This is a genomic window from Candidatus Campylobacter infans, assembly GCF_013416015.1.
In the GTDB taxonomy this organism is placed as follows: Bacteria; Campylobacterota; Campylobacteria; order Campylobacterales; family Campylobacteraceae; genus Campylobacter; species Campylobacter infans.
Genome location: NZ_CP049075.1, coordinates 1,190,639 through 1,213,207 on the forward strand (window position 1 = coordinate 1,190,639; position 22,569 = coordinate 1,213,207).

A 22,569-nucleotide genomic window follows, 5' to 3' on the forward strand; every position below is an offset into this window, starting at 1 on the left:
TGCCCTTAAACTAAGCTTTTAAAATTTCAAAGCAAAAAATAAATCTTTATGTATTTTTCAAGCATTTTTGGCTAAAATGCGCGCTATTTTTACAAATTTTGGAGCTAAGCGATGAAAATATGGCAGTTTTTGCTCTTTTTGCTACTTAGTTTTGGGCTGAGTGCTTGCTCAACTTTTGGGCAAAAAAAAGACAACACACTTTTTAATCTAACCCCGCAAGCGTGGTTTTCACAAATTTTAAAAGATTTACGCGAATTAAATTATGACGCTGCAGATGAGCATTACATAAGCTTTACAAGCGAGCATATAAACTCCCAGCTCTTACCGCAAATCACGCTTATATTAGCTAATGCTTGTGCTGAAAATGAAAAATATTTAATGGCAAATTTTTATTTAGATGAATACATCAAACGCTTTGCTAACCGCGATGAAATAGAATATGCTAAATTTTTAAAGATTAAGGCAAATTTTGATTCATTTTCTAAGCCAAATCGTAATCAAAAATTAATGATTGATAATATCAACCAGATTGAAAATTTTTTATTAGAATACCCAAATACTCAGTATCGCCCGCTAGTTGAAACCATCTTAGCCAAGCTAAAACTAGCACAATTTTACCTAGACCAAGAAATAGCCAAACTCTACGAGCGAACAGGGCGCGATGAAAGCGCACAAGTATATAAAGATAGATTAGAAAACACAAATATAAACGATAAAGATATGATAAAACCTAACTTGCCGTGGTATATGTTACCATTTGAATAAGATAAATTTTAAAAAAGGATAAATTTTGAATCTTCCATCTAAAAATGACCCTATGTTGCCTGTAATTATAGAAAATGATGTTTTTTTGTATCCGTTTATGATTACGCCGTTATTTTTAAGCTCAAAAAGCGATTTAGATGCCTTAGAACTATCCTCACAGCAAAACACGCCAATAGTAGTTTTACCTAGCAAAAACAATATGAGCTCAGGCTTTGATAGCTGCTATGATGCGGGAGTTTTAGGCGTAGTAATGCGAAAATCCACTATGCCAGATGGCAAGATAAAAATATTATTTCAAGGCAAGTCAAAAGTCCGCATCCTAAGAGCAATAAGCAGCTCACCGATGATAGCCTCAATAGAGCAAATCAACATAAGCTTGCCCCCAAAACCAAAAATCGAAGCTTTATTAAATGTGTTAAAAGATAAATTATACGCCCTAACCAAAAGCTCGCATTTTCTTAGCGATGATATACTCCGCGCCATCGAAGATAATGACGATGCCGTGCGCGTATGCGATATAATCTGCTCAGCCTTGCGCCTAAAAAAAGATATTGCTTATGATTTTTTCATTGAAACCGACCTTGAACAAAAGGTGATAAAAATTAGCGATTATATCAGCGCTGAGATAGAAACAAACAAATTACAAAAAGAAATCAAATCAAAAGTGCATTCAAAAATCGACAAAGTAAATAAAGAATATTTTTTAAAAGAGCAATTAAAACAAATCCAACAAGAATTAGGCGCAAATAACGACCGCGATGAAGAACTAGCCGAATACAAAGCGCGCTTAGAGAGCAAAAAAAACTTTATGGGCGAAGATGCTTATAAAGAAATTTCAAAACAAATTGAGCGTTTAAGCAAAATGCACCCTGATGGCTCAGAAGCTAGTATGACCCAAGGCTATTTAGACTGGGCGCTTGATGTGCCATTTGAAAAGCTAAGCAAAGAAAAATTAAGCATAGCTATGGTAGCAAAACAGCTAGATAAGGATCATTTTGGGCTTAAAAAGCCAAAAGAACGCATTGTGGAGTATTTTGCTATGCGAGAATTGCTAGCTAAAAGACAACTTGAAGCCAAATCTGCTAGGGGCGTGATTTTATGCTTTGTAGGGCCTCCAGGCGTTGGCAAAACCAGCCTTGCAAACTCAATCGCGCGCGCTTTAAAACGCGAATTAGTGCGCGTAGCTCTTGGCGGCTTAGAAGATGTGAATGAATTGCGCGGACATCGCCGAACCTACATCGGCGCTATGCCAGGGCGCATAGTTCAAGGCTTAATTGAGGCTAAGGTTATGAATCCTGTCGTTGTCCTTGATGAAATAGATAAATTAGCAAGAAGTTACAGAGGCGACCCAACAGCCGTGCTTTTAGAGATTTTAGACCCTGAGCAAAACTCAAAATTTAGAGATTATTATTTAAATTTTAATTTAGATTTAACTAAGGTAATTTTTATCGCCACGGCAAATGAAATAGCCCCAATCCCTGCTCCACTTCGCGATAGAATGGAGTTTATAAGCCTAAACTCATACACCCCGCAAGAAAAATTTGAAATTTTCAAGCGTTATTTACTGCCCCAAGAGCTAGAAAAACACGGACTAAGCCCAAATGAAATAAACATCTCAAAGCCTGCAATAAACGAACTTATAGAAAATTACACAAGAGAAAGCGGAGTGCGAAATTTACGCCGTCAAACAGCAAATATCTTACGCAAGGCGGCTGTTAAAATTTTACAAAATGAAGGCGAAATTTCAATTACACCTAAAAATTTAAGTCAGTATTTAGATAAAAAAGTTTATGAAATAAATCCTACCGCAAAAGTTGATAAAATCGGCATTGTAAATGGTTTGGCTTGGACTAGCGTAGGTGGCGATGTCTTACGCATCGAAGCCATACGCATTAAAGGCAGTGGCAAGCTAGAAATAACCGGACAATTAGGCGATGTGATGAAAGAAAGCGCACAAATCGCATTTAGCTTGATAAAAACCTTAATTGATAACGCTAAAATCAAAATCCCACAAAATTTAATCTATAAAAATGAAAAAGGCGAGGATATTAGCGTTTATAGGGGCTATGATTTGCATATTCATGTCCCAGAAGGTGCTACCCCAAAAGACGGCCCAAGTGCTGGTATAACGATGAGCGTGGCAATTGCAAGTATTTTAAGTGATCAAAAGGTGCGCCACGATGTGGCAATGACTGGTGAGATTACGCTAAGTGGCGATGTGCTGCCAATTGGCGGGTTAAAAGAAAAGCTAATTGCTGCTTATAAGGCAAAGATTAAAACCGCGCTAATCCCGCGCAAAAACTACGAAACAGATTTAGATGAAATTCCAAATGAAGTTAAAGATAATATGCAAATCATCGCCGTTAGCACAATAGCCGATGTGCTAAAATACGCGCTAGTTAAATAAACGGCTCAATGATGGGTGAAATTTTATTGTAATTTAAAAAAGCTTGTTTTATAATTTGGGCTTATTTTATAAGATTAGTTTAAAATTTCGCTTGTAAATAATAGGTGTGAAAATCAAAAAGCGCGGAAAATTAGGATTAATGGTGCCTGAGGGGAGACTTGAACTCCCGACCTCCGGCTTATGAGACCAGCGCTCTAAACCAGCTGAGCTACCCAGGCGCACCAAAAAAGGAGCGGATTATAACCGCACTAAGCTTATAAATGCTTTAAAATTTTAAAAAAAGGATGAAAAATGAAAGGTTTTTTAGTTTCACTTGGGACAGGTTTTGCTGTTTTGCTTGTTTTTGTGCTTGGGGCGTTGTTTGACCAGTTTATCAAACTAACCAAAAATAGCGATGACGACCTTAATATCAACCAATATGTGCAAGTAAGTATCAGCGCAAAGCCAGATATTTACCGCTCTAATCCTAGCTTTTATGCCACAGATTTAAGCGAATACGATAAACCAGCTATAAATACGGCGTTTTCAGCGATTTTAGCCCTTGTTAAAACAAATGATATTTGCACGGGCGGTAGCTATTACACATCGCTTGCTGGCAACCAAAACAGCCAAAAACAAGAGCTTAGATTAAACTCAAAACTAAGATGCGAGTTTAATGCTGGTAAAATGGATGCTTACAACGAGCTGATAAATGGCATCAATGATATAATCAAGCAAAGCCCTGTAAAAATGCATGTAAGTGCGATTATACCATCATTTAGCGATACAGCAAAAGAGCAAAACGAAGCAAAATTAAAAGAGCTAATTTTTGAGAAAATAAACCAAAATGAAAGCAGTTTATCAACGCAATTTTCTAAGCGTTGCGTGGTTAAAAACATCTCATTAAACGATGTAACAAATGCGGAGTTTCAAAGCCTTAATACGCCTCGTATGCTAAGCGCAAACGATGGAGGCGAAGAAATCACACCACCAGAGCTAAGCGATATCAAAATACAAATTGGCGCAAATGTAGATTTTTCTTGTAAATAAAATATTTGGGCTAATGAGCAAAGCCTTATTAGCCTAATCTTAAATTTTAATTAAAATTTACACAATTTTTAAAAAATTTCACGCCTTTTTTAAAATTTCTCACCTTTTTAAGATTAAAATTTGCTAGTTAGCAAACCAAACAAACCCTCATCAATTTTATCAAAGATATTCAAGTTATTCCTTATTTTTGCTTGCTTAGCACGGCGATTGTTTCTATATGATTTGTGTGTGCGAATTGATCAAAAAGGGCCAAATTTTCAATCCTATGCGTAGGCTCTAAAAGCCCTAAATCACGCGCTAGGCTCTCTTGCGAGCAAGACACATAAATTATATTTTCATAATCTTTCATCATCATCAGCACATCTTGGCTACACCCTGCCCTTGGCGGATCTACTAAAATATGCGAAAAATCATAATCTTTTAGCCTAATATCTTTTAATCTCTTATATTCCCTGCCCTTAAATGCGCTTATTAGCTCGTCTGCGCCCATTCTTATAAATTTTATATTTTCTGCTCCATTTAATATCGCATTTTGCTTGCTAAGAGCTATGCTTGTTTTATTTATTTCACTAGCAAGCACGGCATTAAAATGCCTAGCTAGTGGCAGGGTAAAATTACCATGCCCGCAGTATAGCTCCAAAAAATCGCGCCTTTTTTGCTTTTTGATTTTTTCGCAAACATAAGTTATCATTTTTTCATTTATAGCGCGATTTGGCTGAATAAAGCCATCAAAACTAATCTTATATTTAAAAATTTCGCCAGCAATTTTTAAGCTTTCATTTAAAATTTCACTACCAAAAACCAGCTTTTTGCCACGACTTCTAGCCACAACGCTAATCTTTAAAGCCCTAAAAAGCTCGCTCAGTTCATCTTCAATGCTTAAAATATCCTTATGATAGAGCAAAATCACGCAAATTTCATCACAGCTTGTTACAAACTCCACCCCAAAAACGCGCTCTTTTAATTTAAAATTTTCATTTAATCTAGCAAGCAGTTTTGGCATAAGATCAGCAATTTTTTCATCAACAATGGCGCAATTTTGTATTATCACAGGCCTTTTATCTGCCTTATTCATAGCATAATTTAGCCCATTTTCATTATGCCACAAACGAAACTCAGCCCTAGATCTAAATCCACTAAGCGCGCTAGCAAAAAACTCTATCTCCCCATCATAAAAGGGCTTTAAAATTTGCCTTGTGCGCTCTATTTTTAGCTCTTTTTGCGCCCTGTAATCACCATCTAGCACGCAACTAGCGCATTCATTAAAGCTAGCACATAAAATTTTATTCATCTTCGCGCCAAAAGCTAAATCCAGCCCAGCTTTGGCTAACTGGCATAAGCTCTACATAATTTATATTTACATGCTCAGGTAATTTTGCTATATCGCTTACAATTTGTGCTATATCATCAGCGCTTAAATATTTTGTGCCATCATACACGGCATTTGCGCGCTTATGATCGCCTTTAAATCTCACATCGCTAAACTCAGTTTTAGCAATGCCAGGGGCTACCACGCTAACGCGAATATCACGCCCTGCTAAATCATTTCTTAAATTAAGGCTAAATTGATGCACAAAGGCCTTGCTTGCGCCATATACATTTGCGCCAGGATACGGCCAGCACCCTGCCACACTGCCTAAATTAAAAATTATCGCGCCCTTATTTAAATGCCCTAAAAGCGCCTTAGTTACATAAACAAGCCCTTTTATATTTGTATCAATCATAATCTCAAAATCCTCCAAGCTAGCATTTGGCGTTTTTTCTTGCCCTAAGGCAAGGCCTGCGTTATTTACTAAAATATCAATCCTAGCCCATTCATCTTTTAAGCTATTTACCGCGCTAAAAACCGCATTTTTATCCCTTACATCAAGCTCTAAAACCAAACACGGATTTTTTAAAATTTTAGCTAGCTCTTGTAGTTTTTGCTTGCGCCTAGCACAAATTATCACGCTATATCCATCATCATCAAGCCTTTTGGCAATACTTGCGCCAAACCCAGAACTAGCCCCTGTAATAAAAGCAATTTTACGCATTTTTATCCTTTCAAAAGCGCGCAGTATAGCCAAAATCCGCTATAATTGCGCTTTTTAAAAAAGGCTTAAAATGAAATTTCAAATCCTAGCTACTGATTCACAAGCCCGCGCAGGCGCCCTAAATACCGCGCATTCTCTAATCCAAACCCCAGCCTTTATGCCAGTTGGCACGCAAGCTGCCATCAAAAGCCTAGACGCGCACGATATGCAAGAAATCTTAGGCGCAAAAATCATTTTAGCAAACACCTATCATTTATATTTACGCCCAGGCTCAGCCCTTGTGCATAAATTAGGCGGCTTACATAATTTCACTAAATTTCAAGGCTCGTTTTTAACAGACAGCGGCGGCTTTCAAGCTTTTTCTTTAAATTCCAAAGCAAAAGCCGATGAAAATGGCATTACCTTTAAAAGCCACATAGATGGTAGCAAGCATTATTTTACGCCAAAATCCGTTTTAGATACCCAATACGCCCTAAATAGCGATATAATGATGATCTTAGATGATTTAGTAGCCCTGCCTGCAAGCCCTGAGCGCATAAAGCTAAGCATAAAACGCACGCTAAAATGGGCGCAAGAATCCCTAAATTATCACAAAAGCGTAATTTCAAGCGATTTAAATAATAGATTTTTTAATGCCAAAGAGCAAAATATTTTTGCCATTATCCAAGGTGGCGTTGATAAAAATATGAGAAAGCATTGTGCTAGCGAGCTTTGCGCTATGCATAGTGGGGATAAATTTTTTGATGGCTTGGCAATTGGTGGGCTAAGCGTGGGTGAGAGCGCAGAGCAAATGTATGAAACCATAGAAGCCACCCTGCCCTACACAGATGCGCTTAGGCCACGCTATTTAATGGGTGTAGGCACGCCCGAAAACCTAGTAGAAAACATCGCAAGAGGCGTGGATATGTTTGATTGCGTTTTGCCTACAAGAAACGCAAGAAACGGCACGCTTTTTACAAGTTTTGGCAAGCTAAGCATTAAAAACGCCCGCTTTAAAGATGATGAAAGTGCGCTTGATAGCCAGTGTCAATGCTACACCTGCGCTCGTTATAGTCGTGCTTATTTACACCATTTATTTCGCGCTGGCGAGCTTAGCTTTTACCGCCTTGCTAGCTTACATAATTTACATTATTACCTAAACTTAATGCACCAAGCAAGAAAAGCAATAATTAAAGGCGAATTTAGCAAATTTTATAAAGACTTTTACGCTAAAAGAGTTGCTTAGTTTTGCGCTTAAAATAAATTTTAATTTAAGACCAAATTTATTTTTTAAAAAGCAAATTTTAATTTAAAGGCTGAAATTGCTTGCTTTTTGCGCGCTAAATTTTAAAATTTATCAAGCCACAGCCAGCCAAAATGCCCCAAAACCCAAAAAAATTTAAGCTCATCTTGCTACAATTTTAATCTTAATTTTTGCTAAAAAGTGAGCTTATATGCTAAATGCTAAAAAAGCCTTAATTTGTGATTGGCTAGATGTTTATAGCGGTGCTGAGCGTTGTATAGCCGCATTTACTGATATTTATAAAGATTTTGATATATATTCACTAGTTGATTTTATGGGGCAAAAAGAGCGGGGTACCGTGCTAAAAGGCGCACACGCTAAAACTAGCTACATTCAAAATTTGCCCTTTTCAAAAAAGCATTTTAGGCTGTATTTACCGCTATTTGCAAACGCTATCGAAAGTTTTGATCTAAGCTCTTATGATATAGTCTTATCAAGCTCGCATTGCGTAGCCAAAAACGCCCTTACAAACCCAAACCAGCTTCACATCAGCTATCTTTACACGCCCACGCGCTATGCTTGGGATATGCATTTTGAGTATTTAGCAAGGCTAAATCCGCTCTTGCGCCCGCTAGCTAGAAAAATCTTACATAATTTTCGCATCTGGGATGCAAGCTGTGCTAATAGACCAGATAAAATAATTGCTATATCACACTTTATCGCCAAAAGAGTGGCTAAAATTTATGGCAAAAAAGCCGATGTTATCTACCCGCCAGTAGATACTTTAAATTTTAAATTAAAAGAAAATAAAGACGATTATTACATTACTTGCGGGCGTTTGGTAGGATATAAGAGAGTGGATTTATTAGTAAAAGCATTTAATTTAAACGGCAAAAAGCTAGTAGTTGTAGGTGATGGCGAGCAATTAAACGCGCTAAAAGCCATCGCAAAGCCAAATATCGAGCTTTTAGGGCGCGTAGATAATAATGAATTAAAAAATTTGCTACAAAATGCGCGTGGCTTTGTTTATGCTGGGATTGAGGATTTTGGCATAGCTGCTGTTGAGGCGATGAGTTGTGGCACGCCCGTAATTGCTTTTAATCTAGGCGGAGTAAGCGAGAGCGTAAAAAATAGCCAAGCACAAGGCATAAAAAGTGGAATGCTATTTAACGAGCAAAACGAAACTAGCTTAAATGACGCTATTAAAGCATTTGAGAGCGATCTTGCTAGTTTTGAGCCAGCCAAAATTTGCCACTACGCCCAAACTTACAGCACACAAAATTTTAAAACAAACATTCAAAATTACATAAGCAATGCTTACACAAATTTTAAAGGTTTAGCTTGAAGCATTTAAAACTAGGCATTAGAGCGCTTTTACGCCCGCAAAATCAAGCCCTAAAAACTATCCTTGATACTATTTTAGTGCTGATTTTTGCTCCATTTTGGCTAAGCATTTTTGCCCTAATTGCCCTGATTTTAAAGCTCAAAGAACCAAAAGAAAAAATTTTTTTTCACCAAAACCGCCTTGGCAAAAACGGCTCTGTGTTTAAATGCTTGAAATTTCGCACGATGACTAGCGAGCAAGACTTTATGGAGCAGTTTTTACAAGACAACCCAGACGAAGCCGAGCATTACGCAAAATACCATAAATTCAAACGCGATCCGCGCGTAAATGCCTTTGGCGCGTTCTTGCGGGCAAGCTCGCTTGATGAATTGCCCCAGCTTTTTAATGTGCTAAAAGGCGATATGAGCTTGGTTGGCCCGCGCCCTTATATGGTCAGCGAACGGCACGATATGAAAGGATATTTGCGCTTGATTTTGGCCGTAAAACCCGGCATTACAGGGCTTTGGCAGATCAACGGACGCAGCGAAACTAGTTTTAGAACTAGGCTAAAAATGGACTTGCTTTATGTGAAAAATTGGAGCATTTTAGGCGATTTTGGCATTATTTTCAAAACGATTTTTGCCGTAACCTTAAAAAAAGGCGCTAGATAATTAAAATTTTAAAATTTTTTTGAAAATTTTAAATTTACTGCGCTTTTAATTCTGTAAAATTCTTGCGCCTATTTTGTAAAATACCAAATTTTAAAATTTCAAACCCCACGCGAAAGCCAAGCGCAAATTTTAAAATTTTAAAATTTCAAAATTTCGCCCAAACCCTAAGCTACAAAAGCTCATTAAAGAATGAAAACACAAATCTAGGCGATATTAGCGTAATATAAATTGTCTTTGATATAGGAAAAATAAAGATAATCACAAATTGATTTTTTAAGCAATGTCTTGTAATTGTCAAGTTACAATAAATTTTCTAGCTAGCCACTTCTAATGCTTTTATCTTGTCAAGCTCGTCTTTTTGGCGATTTTTGCTCTCGCGTAGTTCTATTTCGCTTTGTAAATCTATAAAAAAACTATCACTTACACCAAAGTATTTAGAAAGCCTTAGGGCTGTGTCAATGCTGATTTTGCGTCTGCCGTGTAAAATATCTTGTATGCGTGATACTGGCACATTTATGTCCTTTGCCACCCTATACGCTGATAGCCCAAAAGGCTTGATAAACTCTTGACTTAAAATCTCTGCTATGCTTGGTAATTCTATCTTTTTCATCTTTATCCTTTGTGATAATTTATTATTTCTACATCGTAAAAATCGTTTTGATTTTCTAGCTTAAAGCAAATGCGCCAAACATCATTTATTCTTATACTATGTTGCCCATCTCTATCCCCAAAGAGCTTTTCTAAGTGATTTGATGGTGGCACTCTAAGGTCGTTTAGATTGCCTGCTTTATCTATCATCAAAAGCTTACGCAAGGCTATTTTTTGGATATCAGCTGGCAGTTTTTTTGAAAAGCACTCATTAAAAATAAGCTCGGTTTCTTTGCTAGAAAAACTTTTAATCATAGCAAAATTATACACGAATTATAGGCATAAATCAATGTTTCATAATGTCTTTTAGAAAAAGAAGCATTTTACTAAAATTTCTAACATATAAATAAGCATTTATAATTTTCTTGCGCTTATTTTGTAAAATACCAAATTTTAAAATTTTAAAATTTCAAACCCACGCAAAAGCCAAGCACAAATTTTAAAATTTCAAAATCTCACCCAGCCCAAAACCCAAAAACCCAAAAACCCAAAAACCCAAAAACCCAAAAACCCAAAAATTCTAAAATTCTAAAATTCTAAAATTCCCAAAAAAATTTTAATCCCCCAAAGTCTAGCTAGGCCAAGCTTTTAGCATTTTTGCTACTTGATTTTTAAAAAAATTGTTAAATTTTCTTAATTTTTTGTTGTTTTTTTTTTTTTTCTTATGCTATAATTCGCGCGTTTTTTTAAAACTATCTTTCGCGGTTTATTTACATTTATTATTTTTGTTGCTTTATCTTGCGATTCTTTAAAGCGCGATATAAATGTGAATAAACCTAAATCACACAAGGAGAGAATATGGCATTAACCAATCAACAAGTCCAACAAGCTTATCTTTCAGTTTTAGGCCGTCCAGCAGAAGGCGATGCTGTTTTATGGGGCAGTTTAGCCACTGATGTACCAGGGCTTATAAACACAATAATCACAATCCGCAACGGGGTAGATTTTAACAAAGACAACACAATCTTTGTCCAAAATCTCTACGAAAACCTCTTAGGTAGAACAGGCGATGATGAAGGGCTAAGCTTTTGGGTAGCCGCTTTAAATGCCGGTATGAATCACGGAGAATTAGTTACATCTTTTATAAGTTCAGCCGCTCAAACCTTAAATGATCTTTACACCATACAAAACAAACTAGCCCTAGCAGAGCAAATTTCAACTCAAATCAAAACCATAAAAGGCGGTGCGCCAGCTGAGGCCAAGTTAAAAGCACTTATGAACACAATTGATGATAAAACCTCTATCAATGATATTCAAGAAGATATAAACCACTTCATAGGCCAATTTAACGAGGCTAAAAAAGTTACCGTAAAACCAGGCGCCGATGAGCCTACAATAGGCAGCGATGAACACGCAAGCACCTATAACGCCACCGTAAATTTAAACGATGAAAAAACAAATCTAAACATCGAAGGTAGCACCTCTTTTGATGATACCTTAAATCTTACAGTAAAAGGCTCATCAAGCAACAACACCTTCAATAGTAGCGATATAGGCCAACTCTCAAATCTAAACACAATCAACCTAAATCTAAGAGATTCAAGGCTAACTAATAGCAACATAACCACAAGCGACCTAGGCGCACAAAATTTAAAAATCAAAGGCACCAGCGCAGATAATATCACAGTAAATAGCCAAATGTCCCTACTAGATACAGGCGATGGCGGCGATACTCTCAGCGTAAATAAAAGCGTAGAAAGCATTAAAACCGGCAAAGGCAATGACAAAGTAACAATCAACGCCAAAGTAGGCACACTAGATACAAGCGCAGGCAATGATAATATAAAAGTAAATGCCCAAGTAAATAGCATAGACGCAGGCTCTGGCAATGATATCATAGATCTAGCAGCCGGCTCAAAAATCAACAAACTAAACGCAGGCGCAGGTGATGATATAATAAACATAAGCCAAAAAGCAAATATCAAAAATGCCCTAATTGATGGTGGCGCAGGCTTTAACTCTCTTAAACTTTATGATGGCTTAGTGGATCTAACTCAAACCACCCTAAGTGGCATAAACGCTCTAAGTGGCGAGGCTAGATTAAAGCTTTCTCAAATAGGCGCTCAAAATTTTATTTTAGGCGTAGAGCGTTTAGATAATTTTGCTGAGCCAACTGGCGTATTTGATAGCGCAAAATTAGAAATAAAAGCCGAGCAAGGTTCTATGGATTTAAGCAAGCTAGCAATAGCCCAGGATTCCACAGGCCACGAGCTAAAAATTTTAGATGTGAAAAACTCTGCCATAAAATTAAATGACAATAATTTAGGCAACTCAGATGGTAGCGATTCTACCAAAGTAAGCGTTTATGGCACAGACGGCAACGATACTATCACAATAGAAAGTGGCAAGGTAAGCTTGCTAGATTCTCTAAGTGGCAATGATACAATCACCATAAGCAAAGCCGCAAGCATAGCTATACTAAACGCAAACGATGGCAAAAACAAAATCACAATAGCCGGTAAAGTAGGCACACTTACAACAAAATCAGGCGATGATAATATCAGCGTAAGTGGCGAGGCAGGCACCATAAACACAAATGATGGCAATGATATAATAAATATCAGCGGTCAAGCAAATCGCCTAGATACAGGCGCAGGCAATGATAATATAAGCCTAAGTGGCGCCCTAAAAGAGCTAAACGCAGGCAGTGGCAATGATACAATCAACATAAACCAAGGCGCAAAAATCCGCGATTTAAAAGCAGGCGATGGCGATGATATCATAAGCATTCAAAAAGGCGCAGATATAAATAACGCTAAAATCGATGGCGGTTCTGGCTTTAATTCGCTTAAATTATCAAATGGCGAGGTGGATTTAAGCAAAACTAGCCTTAATAATATCAGCGCAATTAGTGGCGAGGCAAAATTACAAGCAAATCAAGTAAATAATAAATCCCTAACCCTAGGCACAGGGCAAAAAGATAATTACGGCGATCCTAGCGGTGTATTTGATAGTGCTACTTTAAATATCCAAGCAGATAAAGCAGACCTAAGCTTAAATAATCTAAAAATAGCAAGCGGTTCTAAAAACCACACCATAAACATTCAAAACGCAAAAGAAAGCCAAATTAGCCTAAACGATAAAAACTTAGGCAATGACGGCATAGATGATGTAGAAGTATTTGCTAGCAAGGTAAATGTAGCAGGCACAGCAAACAAAGACAAAATCACGCTAAAAGAGGGCAAATTTGCTAGCTTAGACGCAAATAATGGCAATGATATTATAAACATAGAAAAAGGCGCCAGCCTAGCAAGCCTAAAAGCCGGCGATGGCAATGATACTATAAATATAAAAGGCAAAGTAAGCGAGCTAGATGCTGGAAATGGCGATGATGATGTTATTGTAGAAAAAGATGCAGAAGTTAAAAAACTAAACGCAGGCGCAGGCGATGATATAATCCGCGTAAAAAATGGCGCAAAAATTGAGCTTATAGATGGCAACACAGGTAACGATACCCTAGCCTTTGATCAAAGCTCAGGTGGCACGAGCCAAACACCAACCGATATATCAAAAACCACTATTTCAAATATTGAAATTTTAGATGGCTTTGGTCTGCTAAGTGCTAAGCAAATAAACGGCCAAAGCTTTATTTTAGGTGGCGATAAAAATAAAGAAGTTGATGGGCAAAAACTCTTGGGCAATGCTAAATTACAAGTAAAAAGCGATGATCTAACAAACATAAATCTAGCAAATCTCAAATCCCAAACCGGCGTTAAAGACAACACCGTAGAAATCCAAGATGTAAGCGAGGGTAAAATCACCCTAAGCGATGCAAAACAATACATCAAAGAAACAATCAAACTAACAGCAAACGCCCACTCAGTAGATATTTCTAACATCAAAGGCGGAGATAAGATTGATTTTGAAAATATTCAAAAATTAACTGGTAGCACTGGCACTGGCACAAACAGCGCAGCAAGTAGCCCAGAAGCCCTAGATAATTCTACAAACAAAACCATTTCAAGCTCTAAGCTTTACACTATCAACCTAGTAAATGGCTCAGTAGATGATTTAAGCTCTCTTGATAGCACACTAAGCACTTATAGCGTATCAACTGGCGCAAACGCCCTTTTAGCCATAAATCAAAACGGCAAGGCACATATCTTTAAAGTAAATGGCCCAAGCACAACGAGCAAGCTAAATTCTAATATGCTAAAACTTCTAGCCATCACAGACTCAGAAATCAACCTAGGCACCACAAAGGTAATAGGCAATACCATAGAAATAAATGGTAGCGTAACAATCACCATAAATAAAGGTGATACAAAAGTCCAATCAGCAGGCAATGCAGATACCGTATTTGTAGGCTCTGTGGATATAAGCCAAGCAGACCAAGGCACGCCAAATAAAGAAACCCAAATCATCGGTAGCAAAGACTTCACCGACACCCTAGCCATACAAATAACTAGTGGCAGCAGCACAGGTGGCACAACACAAAAACTTGATAAATCAAATTTTGAAAAAATAGTAGATACCAGCAAGGTTAAAGATGTAGAAAACCTAACCCTAAGCACAGGCAGCGTAGAAGTAGATTTAGAGCTTACTAATACCAACGGCAATTTCCAAAATGAAGTAACCATCGCAGGCTCAGGCACTACAAAATTACAAGTTAAACAAGACACGCAAAAAATCTCCCTTGGCTCAGGCTCAGGCGATGTAACGGTATCAAGCGCAAGCGTAGGTGATCTAAACCTAGGTGGCGGGCAAAATACCCTAAAAGTAGAAAATAGCGGTAAAATCGGCGAAGTAACAGGTAGCAATGAGAAAGACACCATAACAATCTCAGGCTCAGGCTCGGTAGATAAAATCACCACAAATGGTGGCGCAGATACTATCACCCTAAGCGGTAACGGCACGCTAAAAACGCTAGAAGCAAGCAGTGGCAGTGATACCGTAACCATCTCAGGCTCTGGCTCTATAAGCCATATAACAGGCGAAGGCAAGGTAACAATAGCCGATCAAACAACGCTAAATAACACACTAGACATCGGCTCTTATAAAAATAAACTAACCATAAGCGGTAGCTCTGCTAATGTTAAAAATCTACTAGCCGATGATAATAAAATAAAACTAGAAGCTAATTCACAAATAGAAAAACTACAAATAAAAGATGGTGGCAATGTAAGCGTAAGTGGCAGTGGCTCTATCACCTTTGATACCACAAACGATACTGGCACGCACACGCTAACAGTAGGTCAAGACACCACGCTTAAAACATTCACAGCCGGCTCAGGCGATGATACTATCACCATAGCAAATGGCGGTAAGCTAAGTGGCGACAAAATAGGATTAACAAACGGCAACAATACACTAAATATAGCAAGCGGTGGTAATGTGAGTGCGCTTACAACTATTACAACAGGCAACGGCACTAATAAAATCACCATTGATAAAGACGCCACAGCCAGCCAACTAGCCAACATCAACCTAGGCAATGGCACTAACACCCTAGATCTTAGCGTTAGCGGAGCTACAAACGGCATTACCGTAAGCGGTGGCAGTGGCACTGATAATATCAACCTAAGCGGAACAAATGGCAAGATTGCTACCCTAAACGCCGGCGCAAACTCTACAAACATAAGCTTAAAAGCAAATGATAACACCATTACAACCATAAACGCAAACGACAAAGGTAGCACCATAAATATAGCCTCTGGCTCAGGCACGATCACAACCATAGAAGGCAAAAGTGGAGCCGATAGCATATCAATAGGCAAAGGCAACACCATCAGCGAGATCAAAACCGGCACGGGCGCTATTAGCATTGATGGCGAGGGCACTATCACCAAAGTAACAGTGAGCCAAAACGCCTCAGGCGACATTAGCATAGGCAACGGCACCAAAACCACAGTTAATGAGCTAGTCGCAGGCAATAACAGCACAAATCAAAATATAAATTTTGATCAAGGCTCAGTCATTACCACGCTAAAAGCAGCAAGTGGTGGCACCCTAACCCTAAACGGCAACGGCGAAGTAACTACCCTAAATCTAAGTGGTGCCACAACCGAAAACATCACCATAGCAAACGGCGCAAGCGTTAAAAATTTCACCACCGATCAAAATGGCTCAGACAATATAACCGTAGCAAATGGCGGTAAATTAGATGTTACCGATACTAGCAAAACCCTAAATTTTAGCGGTGGTAATGACAAGCTAGAAGTCCAAAGTGGCGGCGATATAAGCACCATTACAACAATCACCATGGGCGATGGCTCTGGCTCAGTAACCCTAAAAGATGGCGCAAAGGCCGATAAGCTAGCCACCATCAACCTAGGCAATGGAGATAACAACCTAGATCTTGGCATTAGCGGAGCAGCAAACGGCCTTACCGTAAGCGGTGGCAGTGGCACTGATACCATAAAAGTAAGCGGAGCAGGCAAAATCACCACCCTAAACGCTGGCCAAAATGCAACAAATATCGAGCTAAAAGATGGCGGCAGCATAAGCACCATACACGCAAATAACACCGCAAGTAGCACCATAAGCGTTTCAGGCTCAGGATATATCGATAAAATAGCAGGCAATACCCAAGATGATACCATCACGCTAGGCAAAGATATCACAGTAGGCACTATTGACGCCGGCGTAAATAAAACTACAACCATAAATGGCGGTAATATCACTACCCTAAGCACAAAATCGACAGGAAATGTAAGTGTAAAAGTAGATCAAAAAGCAAATATTAAAACCATAGACACTAGCTCAACAGGTGGGCCAGTAACAATCAGTGGCGCAAGCACAGTAGATAGCCTAACAGTAGCTGGCGAAGTAACCATCAGTGGCGCAAGCACGGTTAATAGCCTAACAACAACATCATCTGGCGCAATAACAATCAGCGGTGCTGGCACAACCCTAAAAAATGATTTAAACGGCAAAAGTGGCGCAAATAACAAAATCACCATAGCAGATGGAGCCAAAGTAGATGGCACTATAAATCTAAAAGCCGCCGGAGACGATACTCGTGGTGCTAGCACATCAGGTGATGTGGTAAATATCTCAGGCGCAAACACAGTGGTAAATAAAATCGACACAGACTCAGGCGTAAAAACTATCACCCTAGAAAACGGCACCATAAACACCATAGATGCAGGCTATAAAAAGAACGATATTTTACTAAGTGGCTCTGGCACGGTTAAAGAGCTAATCACAGGCGATACCGCAAGTAGCGATACCCACAAAATCCAAATCGGTGGTAATGATACAAGCAAAATGCTAAGCGTTGAAAAATTCACAGCCGGCACAGGCAAAGATGAAATCACCGTAGCAAGTGGCGGTAAAATTTTAAACCAAGAAATAAACCTAAACAATGGTGATAATACATTTAGCGTAAGTGGCGATATAAGCGGGGCTAATAAAATCCTAACAGGTAGCGGAGCAAACACCATCACCCTAAGCGATGGCGCAAAATTAAAAGACAATTTAATGGTAGATTTCTCAAATGCTGGGGATAAAGCAAGCACACTCGCCATGAACGCCTCAGGCTCTATTAGCGTTACAGCTAGCAAAAATACCACAATCAGCGTATCAGGGGCAAATACCGACAATAGCAAGGCTAAAATCGACACCCTAAAAGCAGGTACAGGTACCACTACAATTAATTTCACAGATAATGCTAAGATTAAAACTATCAACGCAAACGAGCAAGCAGATAGCACAATCACAGTAAGTGGCACCGGCACCATAGAAAACATAAGCGGTAGCGATACAAAAGACACCATAAACATCAATGATGCTAATTCTAAAATCACCAACCTATACGCAGGCGCAAGTGGCACAGATATTACTTTCTCAGGTGGCGCAACGATAACTACTCTAAATGTAAGTAAATCAGGTAGCGAGATTAACATACGCAACACAAGCACAACAGACGCTACTATAACTAAACTAAGCACAGCAAACGGCACAGGCACACATAAAATCGATGTAGATAATAAAGTTAAAATCGCAGGCTTTGAAGCAGGCTCAGGCGATGATAGCATAACCGTAAAAAGCGGTGGCACCATTTCGGCGACTTCGCTAGACTTTAAAAGTGGCACTAACACCCTAGATCTAAAAAGTGGCGCAAACATAGCAAGTCTTACAACCTTAAAAATGGGCGATGGTGGCAACGCTAATCTAACCATAGAAGATGGCGTAACATTTGGCACAAGCGCTTTAAACATTAGCCTAGGCACAGCCAGCAACGAGCAAGGCGCAAAAAACACCTTTACCCTAAAAGCAAGTGGCGATAAAATCACGCTAAGCGGTAGTTCAAGCCTTGATGACATCACCGTAGCAGGCAATAACGCCAAGCTAGGCACGCTAAACGCTGGCACAGGCACAACGCAAATCACCCTAAACGATAACGCCACCATAACCACCATAAACGCCAAAGACACAGAAGGTGGCACTATAAATATATCAGGCTCAGGTAGCATTACTACAATAGTAGGCAATAGCGGTGCAGATACCATCACCCTAAGCAAAGATATCAAGGTTACAACCTACACAGGTGGCACAGGCGATGATAATATCAACCTTTCGGGTGCTACTATCACCACCCTTGATACCAACACAGGCAACACAACCATTTCAGGCGATACCGCAAATCAAGGCACAGTTAATGAGCTAAAAACCACCTCAGGCGATTCTCACACTATCACAGTAAGCAACGCCACTATAAAGAAATACACAGCCGGACAAAAAGATGATACCTTGATAGTTTCAAACGGTGGAGTAATAGGCGATACTACTAACAACACACTAAATTTCAGTGGTGGTAATAACACCCTAATGGTTAAAAGCGGTGGCGACATAAGCAAGCTAAGCACAATCACAATGGGCGATAATGGCAACGCTAATATCACCATAGAAAACGGCGCAACGCTTGGCACAACAACTATCAATCTAGGCACAGCAACAACAACGAATGGCAAAAACACCTTTACGCTATATGCCAGCGGTGATAATCTAAGCCTAAGCGGTAGTTCAAGCTTAGACGAAATAACCGTATCGGGCAACACTGCTAAATTAAAAACAATTACAGCCGGAGCAAATCAAACGGATATTAAACTAGGCGGTTCTAGCTCTATTACCACAGTAGATGCAAACACCGAAGCAAACACTATCAATATAATAGCCTCAGGTTCAAGCACAACATCTAACCAAACAGGCACGATAGATAGCATAACAGCCTCTGGTTCATCCAAGCATATAATTAATATAAACGATAAAACTCTCGTTTATAGCTACTCTGGCAGTGGAAACAGCCAAAATGAAATCAATGTGAAAAAAGGTGGAGCTATTGGCGATATCACAACAGCTAGCGGTACTGATACAATCACACTTGAAGCTGGTTCGTTTTTTATGCTCAACAAATCAAACCAAGCTCCTACAATAAACACAGGCAGTGGCGATGATACTATCACCATAAATGGTATTTTAAGCACAACTGGCTCTAATGTTACAATAGACTTTGGCGATGGCACAAATGATACATTAGTATTAAGCGGTGATGCTGTAATTAGCAATAAAATTACTGCGATTAAAAATGTTAATAAAATCGATTTAACAAATTCTACTGCTACTAATATAGATTTTAGCAATGTAAGCGGTTCAGCCAATAGCGAAGTAACAATAGATAAAGTAAATTCAAATAGCACCATAACACTAAGTAAAGATAATAGCACAAAAACAAAAGTTGTGTTAGAAGGTAAAAATGCAACGATTTTAAATGTAACCTCTGGCGATAAGATAGATTTTAGCAAAGTATCAACCGAGCTAAGCACGGCCATAAACACAGGTAGCTTTACTTCTGCTAATACAACAGGTTCTAGTATCTCAGCTAGTGGCACATATGTATGGCATGAAGGAATGAATGATTTTAGCAACGCAGAACAAGTTAAAGCTAAAATCAAAGATGCCGCAAGCAATTTAACGAGCGGTCAAAAAGCCCTTGTCGCCATTAATAATAGCGGTGGCAATACCAACGATAATAAATCAGCTATTTATCTAGTAGAAGGTGGCAACAACAAAGAAATAACCCTAGATCTTTTAGGCATAGTAGGCCATAAAATAGACAACCAAGACAAACTAGCAGCAAGTGGCGTTATAGAGTTTAACTAATCCATAACTTAAACTATATCAAGCCTAAACTTAATATAGTTTAACCCTAAGCTTAGCCCACACGGGCTAAGCCTTTACTCTAAATCCTTTAAATTTCAAAATCAAAAAACAAATTTCAAAACTTGGCAAATTTCAAAAATAAATTTCAAAAAACACCGCAAATTTTAAAAAAGAAGTTTTAAAAGCGAATTTTAATAATGAAATTTTAAAAGCAAATTTAAAAAACTAGCAAATTTTAATAATAAAATTTTTGGTAATTTTAAAAAGAAATTTTAAATCCCGTTGCGGTCTTTTAAAGCCTTGCTAAGTGAGAGTGTATCAACATTTTCTAGGCTTACGCCAGTTGGAATGCCTTGGGCGATTTTAGTAAATTTTAAGCCAAATGCGCTTAGCTCGTTTTCTATGTAAAGCATTATGGCATCGGCATTTATGCCGGGCGTGAGCGCGAAAATCAGCTCTTTTGTGGCATTTTGCGTGATGGCTGCTTTTAGCCCCGCAAGCTCATCAACGCTTGTAAGCACGAAATATAGGCCATTATAAGAATGTGAGTTTTCAATGGTGATGATATCTTTTGGGTTTTCGACCACGCATAAAAGCTCGCACTCCCTGCTAGAATCTGCGCAAATATCGCATAATTCATGCTCACTTATAGCTCCGCAACGCTGACAATGGCGCAAAAATCTTATGGCCTCTTCTATGCTTGAAGCTAAATTTCTACCCAAAAACGGATCGCCCAAAGCCACAAAATAAGCGTATTTTTGCGCGGATTTTTTGCCAACGCCCGGCAAACGCGAAAAACACGCTACTAATTCATCAAATTTTTCACTTTTCATTAAACACCATTGATTTAAAATTTTATTTTTAAAGATTTTGATTAAAATTTGAGCCTTTAAAATTTGGCAAATTTTAAAATTTCAAAACACGCGCCCTAGCCTGCTAGCAAACTGCGCGCCACCACGCCCGCGAAACTGCGAAACGCAAATTTTAAAAATTTTAAAACACGCCCACAAACCCGCAAAACTCTGCGCGCCCGCCCGCAAAAACGCCACGCGCAAACGCCAAATTTTAAAATTTTAAAAACTCACGCCACGCAAAACGCAATCTTTAAAATCCCGCCCATTAAGCCTCGTCAAAAAACACGCTAAATACATGATAGCCGTCTTCATAAGCATAAACTAATTTAAATTTATGCAACTTACAAATAGTTTCAATGATATAAAGCCCAAGCCCCATACCGCTGGTTTTAGCGTTTTTCTCGCGCACAAAAGCTTGTAAATAATGCTCGATTGGGTATTTGAAGGCTTCGCCGCTGTTTTTGACAAAAATCTTTTTATCATCGCAACCGATGATGATTTTACCGCCATTTGCGTATTTTAGGGCATTATCAATTAAATTTTTCAAGCACAAACTAAATAAGGCAAAATCCACTTTTAGTAAAGGATTGTTTTCTTCATTTATTTGCACGCTTATACGCTCATCCCAGTTTTCTAGCATTAGCATATCGCGGGCTTGCTCTAAAATTAAGCTAAAATGGTATTCTTCGTATTTTAGCGCGTAACTTTTGCTAAGTAATTGCTCGATTTTGGCGAATTCATTTATTAGCATATTCAAGCGTTCAAATACAGCTATAAGGCGTTCTTTTTTATTTTCATCATCTAGCATTTCGCTGATTATGCGCCCTTTGCCAATTGGCGTTTTTAGCTCATGCATTATGGTGCGCAAAAATAACTGCCTAGAAACTAGCAAATCTTTAATCTTACAAGTTGCTCTATCAAACTCATAAGCAACCTCGCTTATTTCATCGTTTTTGTATTTTTGCTTGATGTGGCACATACTATCTAAATCGCCCTGGGCAAATCTTTTGATATTATTTCTTAGCTCTTTAAGCGGTAAAAGCGATAAATAAATAGAAATAAAAAGCCAAGCCATCACAAAAAAGCTAAGCAAAAATATAAAATATAAACGCCCGTTTTCATTTATACTTGTGCTTTCTAGCAAAATTCTAATGTCTTGGTTGCGGATTTGTAAATATAAATCATTTTTATATAGCAAGGTTTCTACTATGCCAATTGGGGTTTGGTTTGAGTTTAAAATTTCGGCATTTTTTAAAATTTGCTTTTTAGTGTTTTCGCTTTTTACATAGGCAAGGTCGAAGTTTTTAAAATACTCATCCCAGTTTTCAGGCAGGGTGGATTTATCATATAATGAAACTAGCCAAGCTATTGCGCGGATATGATCTGTGCGGATTTTATCGTGGAAATTTTCACGCTGTAAGCGCGTAAAAACTATAAAAAGCACACAAAGCACCACGACCCACACCAAAAAGATCATAGTAACTTGTGTGCGAATAGAATTATTCATTTGCT

The 22,569-nt window shown here is 38.4% G+C and carries 13 protein-coding genes and 1 tRNA gene; 7 read left to right on the forward strand and 7 right to left on the reverse strand.

What is annotated here, in order from left to right; all coding sequences use genetic code 11:
* The first annotated feature begins 111 nt into the window (after nucleotides 1-111).
* Both bamD and lon read left to right on the forward strand, forming a co-directional pair.
* Nucleotides 112-765 (forward strand): outer membrane protein assembly factor BamD, encoded by a 654-nt coding sequence (gene bamD / locus CINF_RS05975; RefSeq protein WP_179974862.1) that lies wholly within the window; start codon nucleotides 112-114, stop codon nucleotides 763-765.
* 52 nt (nucleotides 766-817) lie between these two features.
* Nucleotides 818-3,172: an endopeptidase La gene (gene lon, locus CINF_RS05980; protein ID WP_179975949.1), complete on the forward strand. Its 2,355-nt coding sequence runs from the start codon at nucleotides 818-820 to the stop codon at nucleotides 3,170-3,172.
* 140 nt (nucleotides 3,173-3,312) lie between these two features.
* Here lon and CINF_RS05985 read toward each other — a convergent pair.
* Nucleotides 3,313-3,390 (reverse strand) — tRNA-Met (locus CINF_RS05985).
* A 73-nt stretch (nucleotides 3,391-3,463) separates the two neighbouring features.
* Between CINF_RS05985 and CINF_RS05990 the strand changes: the two genes are divergently transcribed.
* A complete protein-coding gene (locus CINF_RS05990) occupies nucleotides 3,464-4,201 on the forward strand; it encodes a hypothetical protein (protein ID WP_179974863.1) in 738 nt (245 codons plus the stop codon).
* A 181-nt stretch (nucleotides 4,202-4,382) separates the two neighbouring features.
* Here CINF_RS05990 and trmA read toward each other — a convergent pair whose 3' ends face one another.
* Both trmA and CINF_RS06000 read right to left on the reverse strand, forming a co-directional pair.
* On the reverse strand, nucleotides 4,383-5,492 hold the full coding sequence (trmA, locus tag CINF_RS05995) for a tRNA (uridine(54)-C5)-methyltransferase TrmA (protein ID WP_179974864.1): 1,110 nt from the start codon (nucleotides 5,490-5,492) through the stop codon (nucleotides 4,383-4,385).
* Entirely contained in the window at nucleotides 5,485-6,234 is a 750-nt protein-coding gene (locus CINF_RS06000; protein WP_179974865.1) for an SDR family NAD(P)-dependent oxidoreductase, read from the reverse strand. The genes trmA and CINF_RS06000 overlap by 8 nt, the downstream gene beginning before the upstream one ends.
* A 70-nt stretch (nucleotides 6,235-6,304) precedes the next feature.
* Between CINF_RS06000 and tgt the strand changes: the two genes are divergently transcribed.
* The 3 genes from tgt to CINF_RS06015 all read left to right on the forward strand — a co-directional run bounded on the left by tgt (nucleotide 6,305) and on the right by CINF_RS06015 (nucleotide 9,451).
* Nucleotides 6,305-7,459: a tRNA guanosine(34) transglycosylase Tgt gene (gene tgt, locus CINF_RS06005; RefSeq protein ID WP_179974866.1), complete on the forward strand. Its 1,155-nt coding sequence runs from the start codon at nucleotides 6,305-6,307 to the stop codon at nucleotides 7,457-7,459.
* Between the two features lie 208 nt (nucleotides 7,460-7,667).
* Complete coding sequence (locus tag CINF_RS06010) at nucleotides 7,668-8,801, forward strand: glycosyltransferase (protein ID WP_179974867.1); 1,134 nt, start codon at nucleotides 7,668-7,670, stop codon at nucleotides 8,799-8,801.
* Nucleotides 8,798-9,451, forward strand: coding sequence for a sugar transferase (locus tag CINF_RS06015; protein WP_178695278.1), 654 nt, complete (start codon nucleotides 8,798-8,800; stop codon nucleotides 9,449-9,451). The genes CINF_RS06010 and CINF_RS06015 overlap by 4 nt, the downstream gene beginning before the upstream one ends.
* Before the next feature lie 313 nt (nucleotides 9,452-9,764).
* Here the strand turns inward: CINF_RS06015 and CINF_RS06020 are convergent, their stop codons facing one another.
* A complete protein-coding gene (locus tag CINF_RS06020; protein WP_179974868.1) occupies nucleotides 9,765-10,061 on the reverse strand; it encodes a HigA family addiction module antitoxin in 297 nt (98 codons plus the stop codon).
* A 2-nt stretch (nucleotides 10,062-10,063) separates the two neighbouring features.
* Nucleotides 10,064-10,354: a type II toxin-antitoxin system RelE/ParE family toxin gene (locus CINF_RS06025; RefSeq protein WP_179974869.1), complete on the reverse strand. Its 291-nt coding sequence runs from the start codon at nucleotides 10,352-10,354 to the stop codon at nucleotides 10,064-10,066.
* A gap of 543 nt (nucleotides 10,355-10,897) precedes the next feature.
* Here CINF_RS06025 and CINF_RS06030 point away from each other — a divergent pair.
* A complete protein-coding gene (locus CINF_RS06030) occupies nucleotides 10,898-20,203 on the forward strand; it encodes a beta strand repeat-containing protein (protein ID WP_179974870.1) in 9,306 nt (3,101 codons plus the stop codon).
* A gap of 272 nt (nucleotides 20,204-20,475) precedes the next feature.
* Here the strand turns inward: CINF_RS06030 and recR are convergent, their stop codons facing one another.
* Complete coding sequence (gene recR, locus CINF_RS06035; RefSeq protein WP_179974871.1) at nucleotides 20,476-21,036, reverse strand: recombination mediator RecR; 561 nt, start codon at nucleotides 21,034-21,036, stop codon at nucleotides 20,476-20,478.
* A gap of 286 nt (nucleotides 21,037-21,322) precedes the next feature.
* Complete coding sequence (locus tag CINF_RS06040; RefSeq protein WP_179974872.1) at nucleotides 21,323-22,564, reverse strand: ArsS family sensor histidine kinase; 1,242 nt, start codon at nucleotides 22,562-22,564, stop codon at nucleotides 21,323-21,325.
* Between the last annotated feature and the right edge of the window lie 5 nt (nucleotides 22,565-22,569).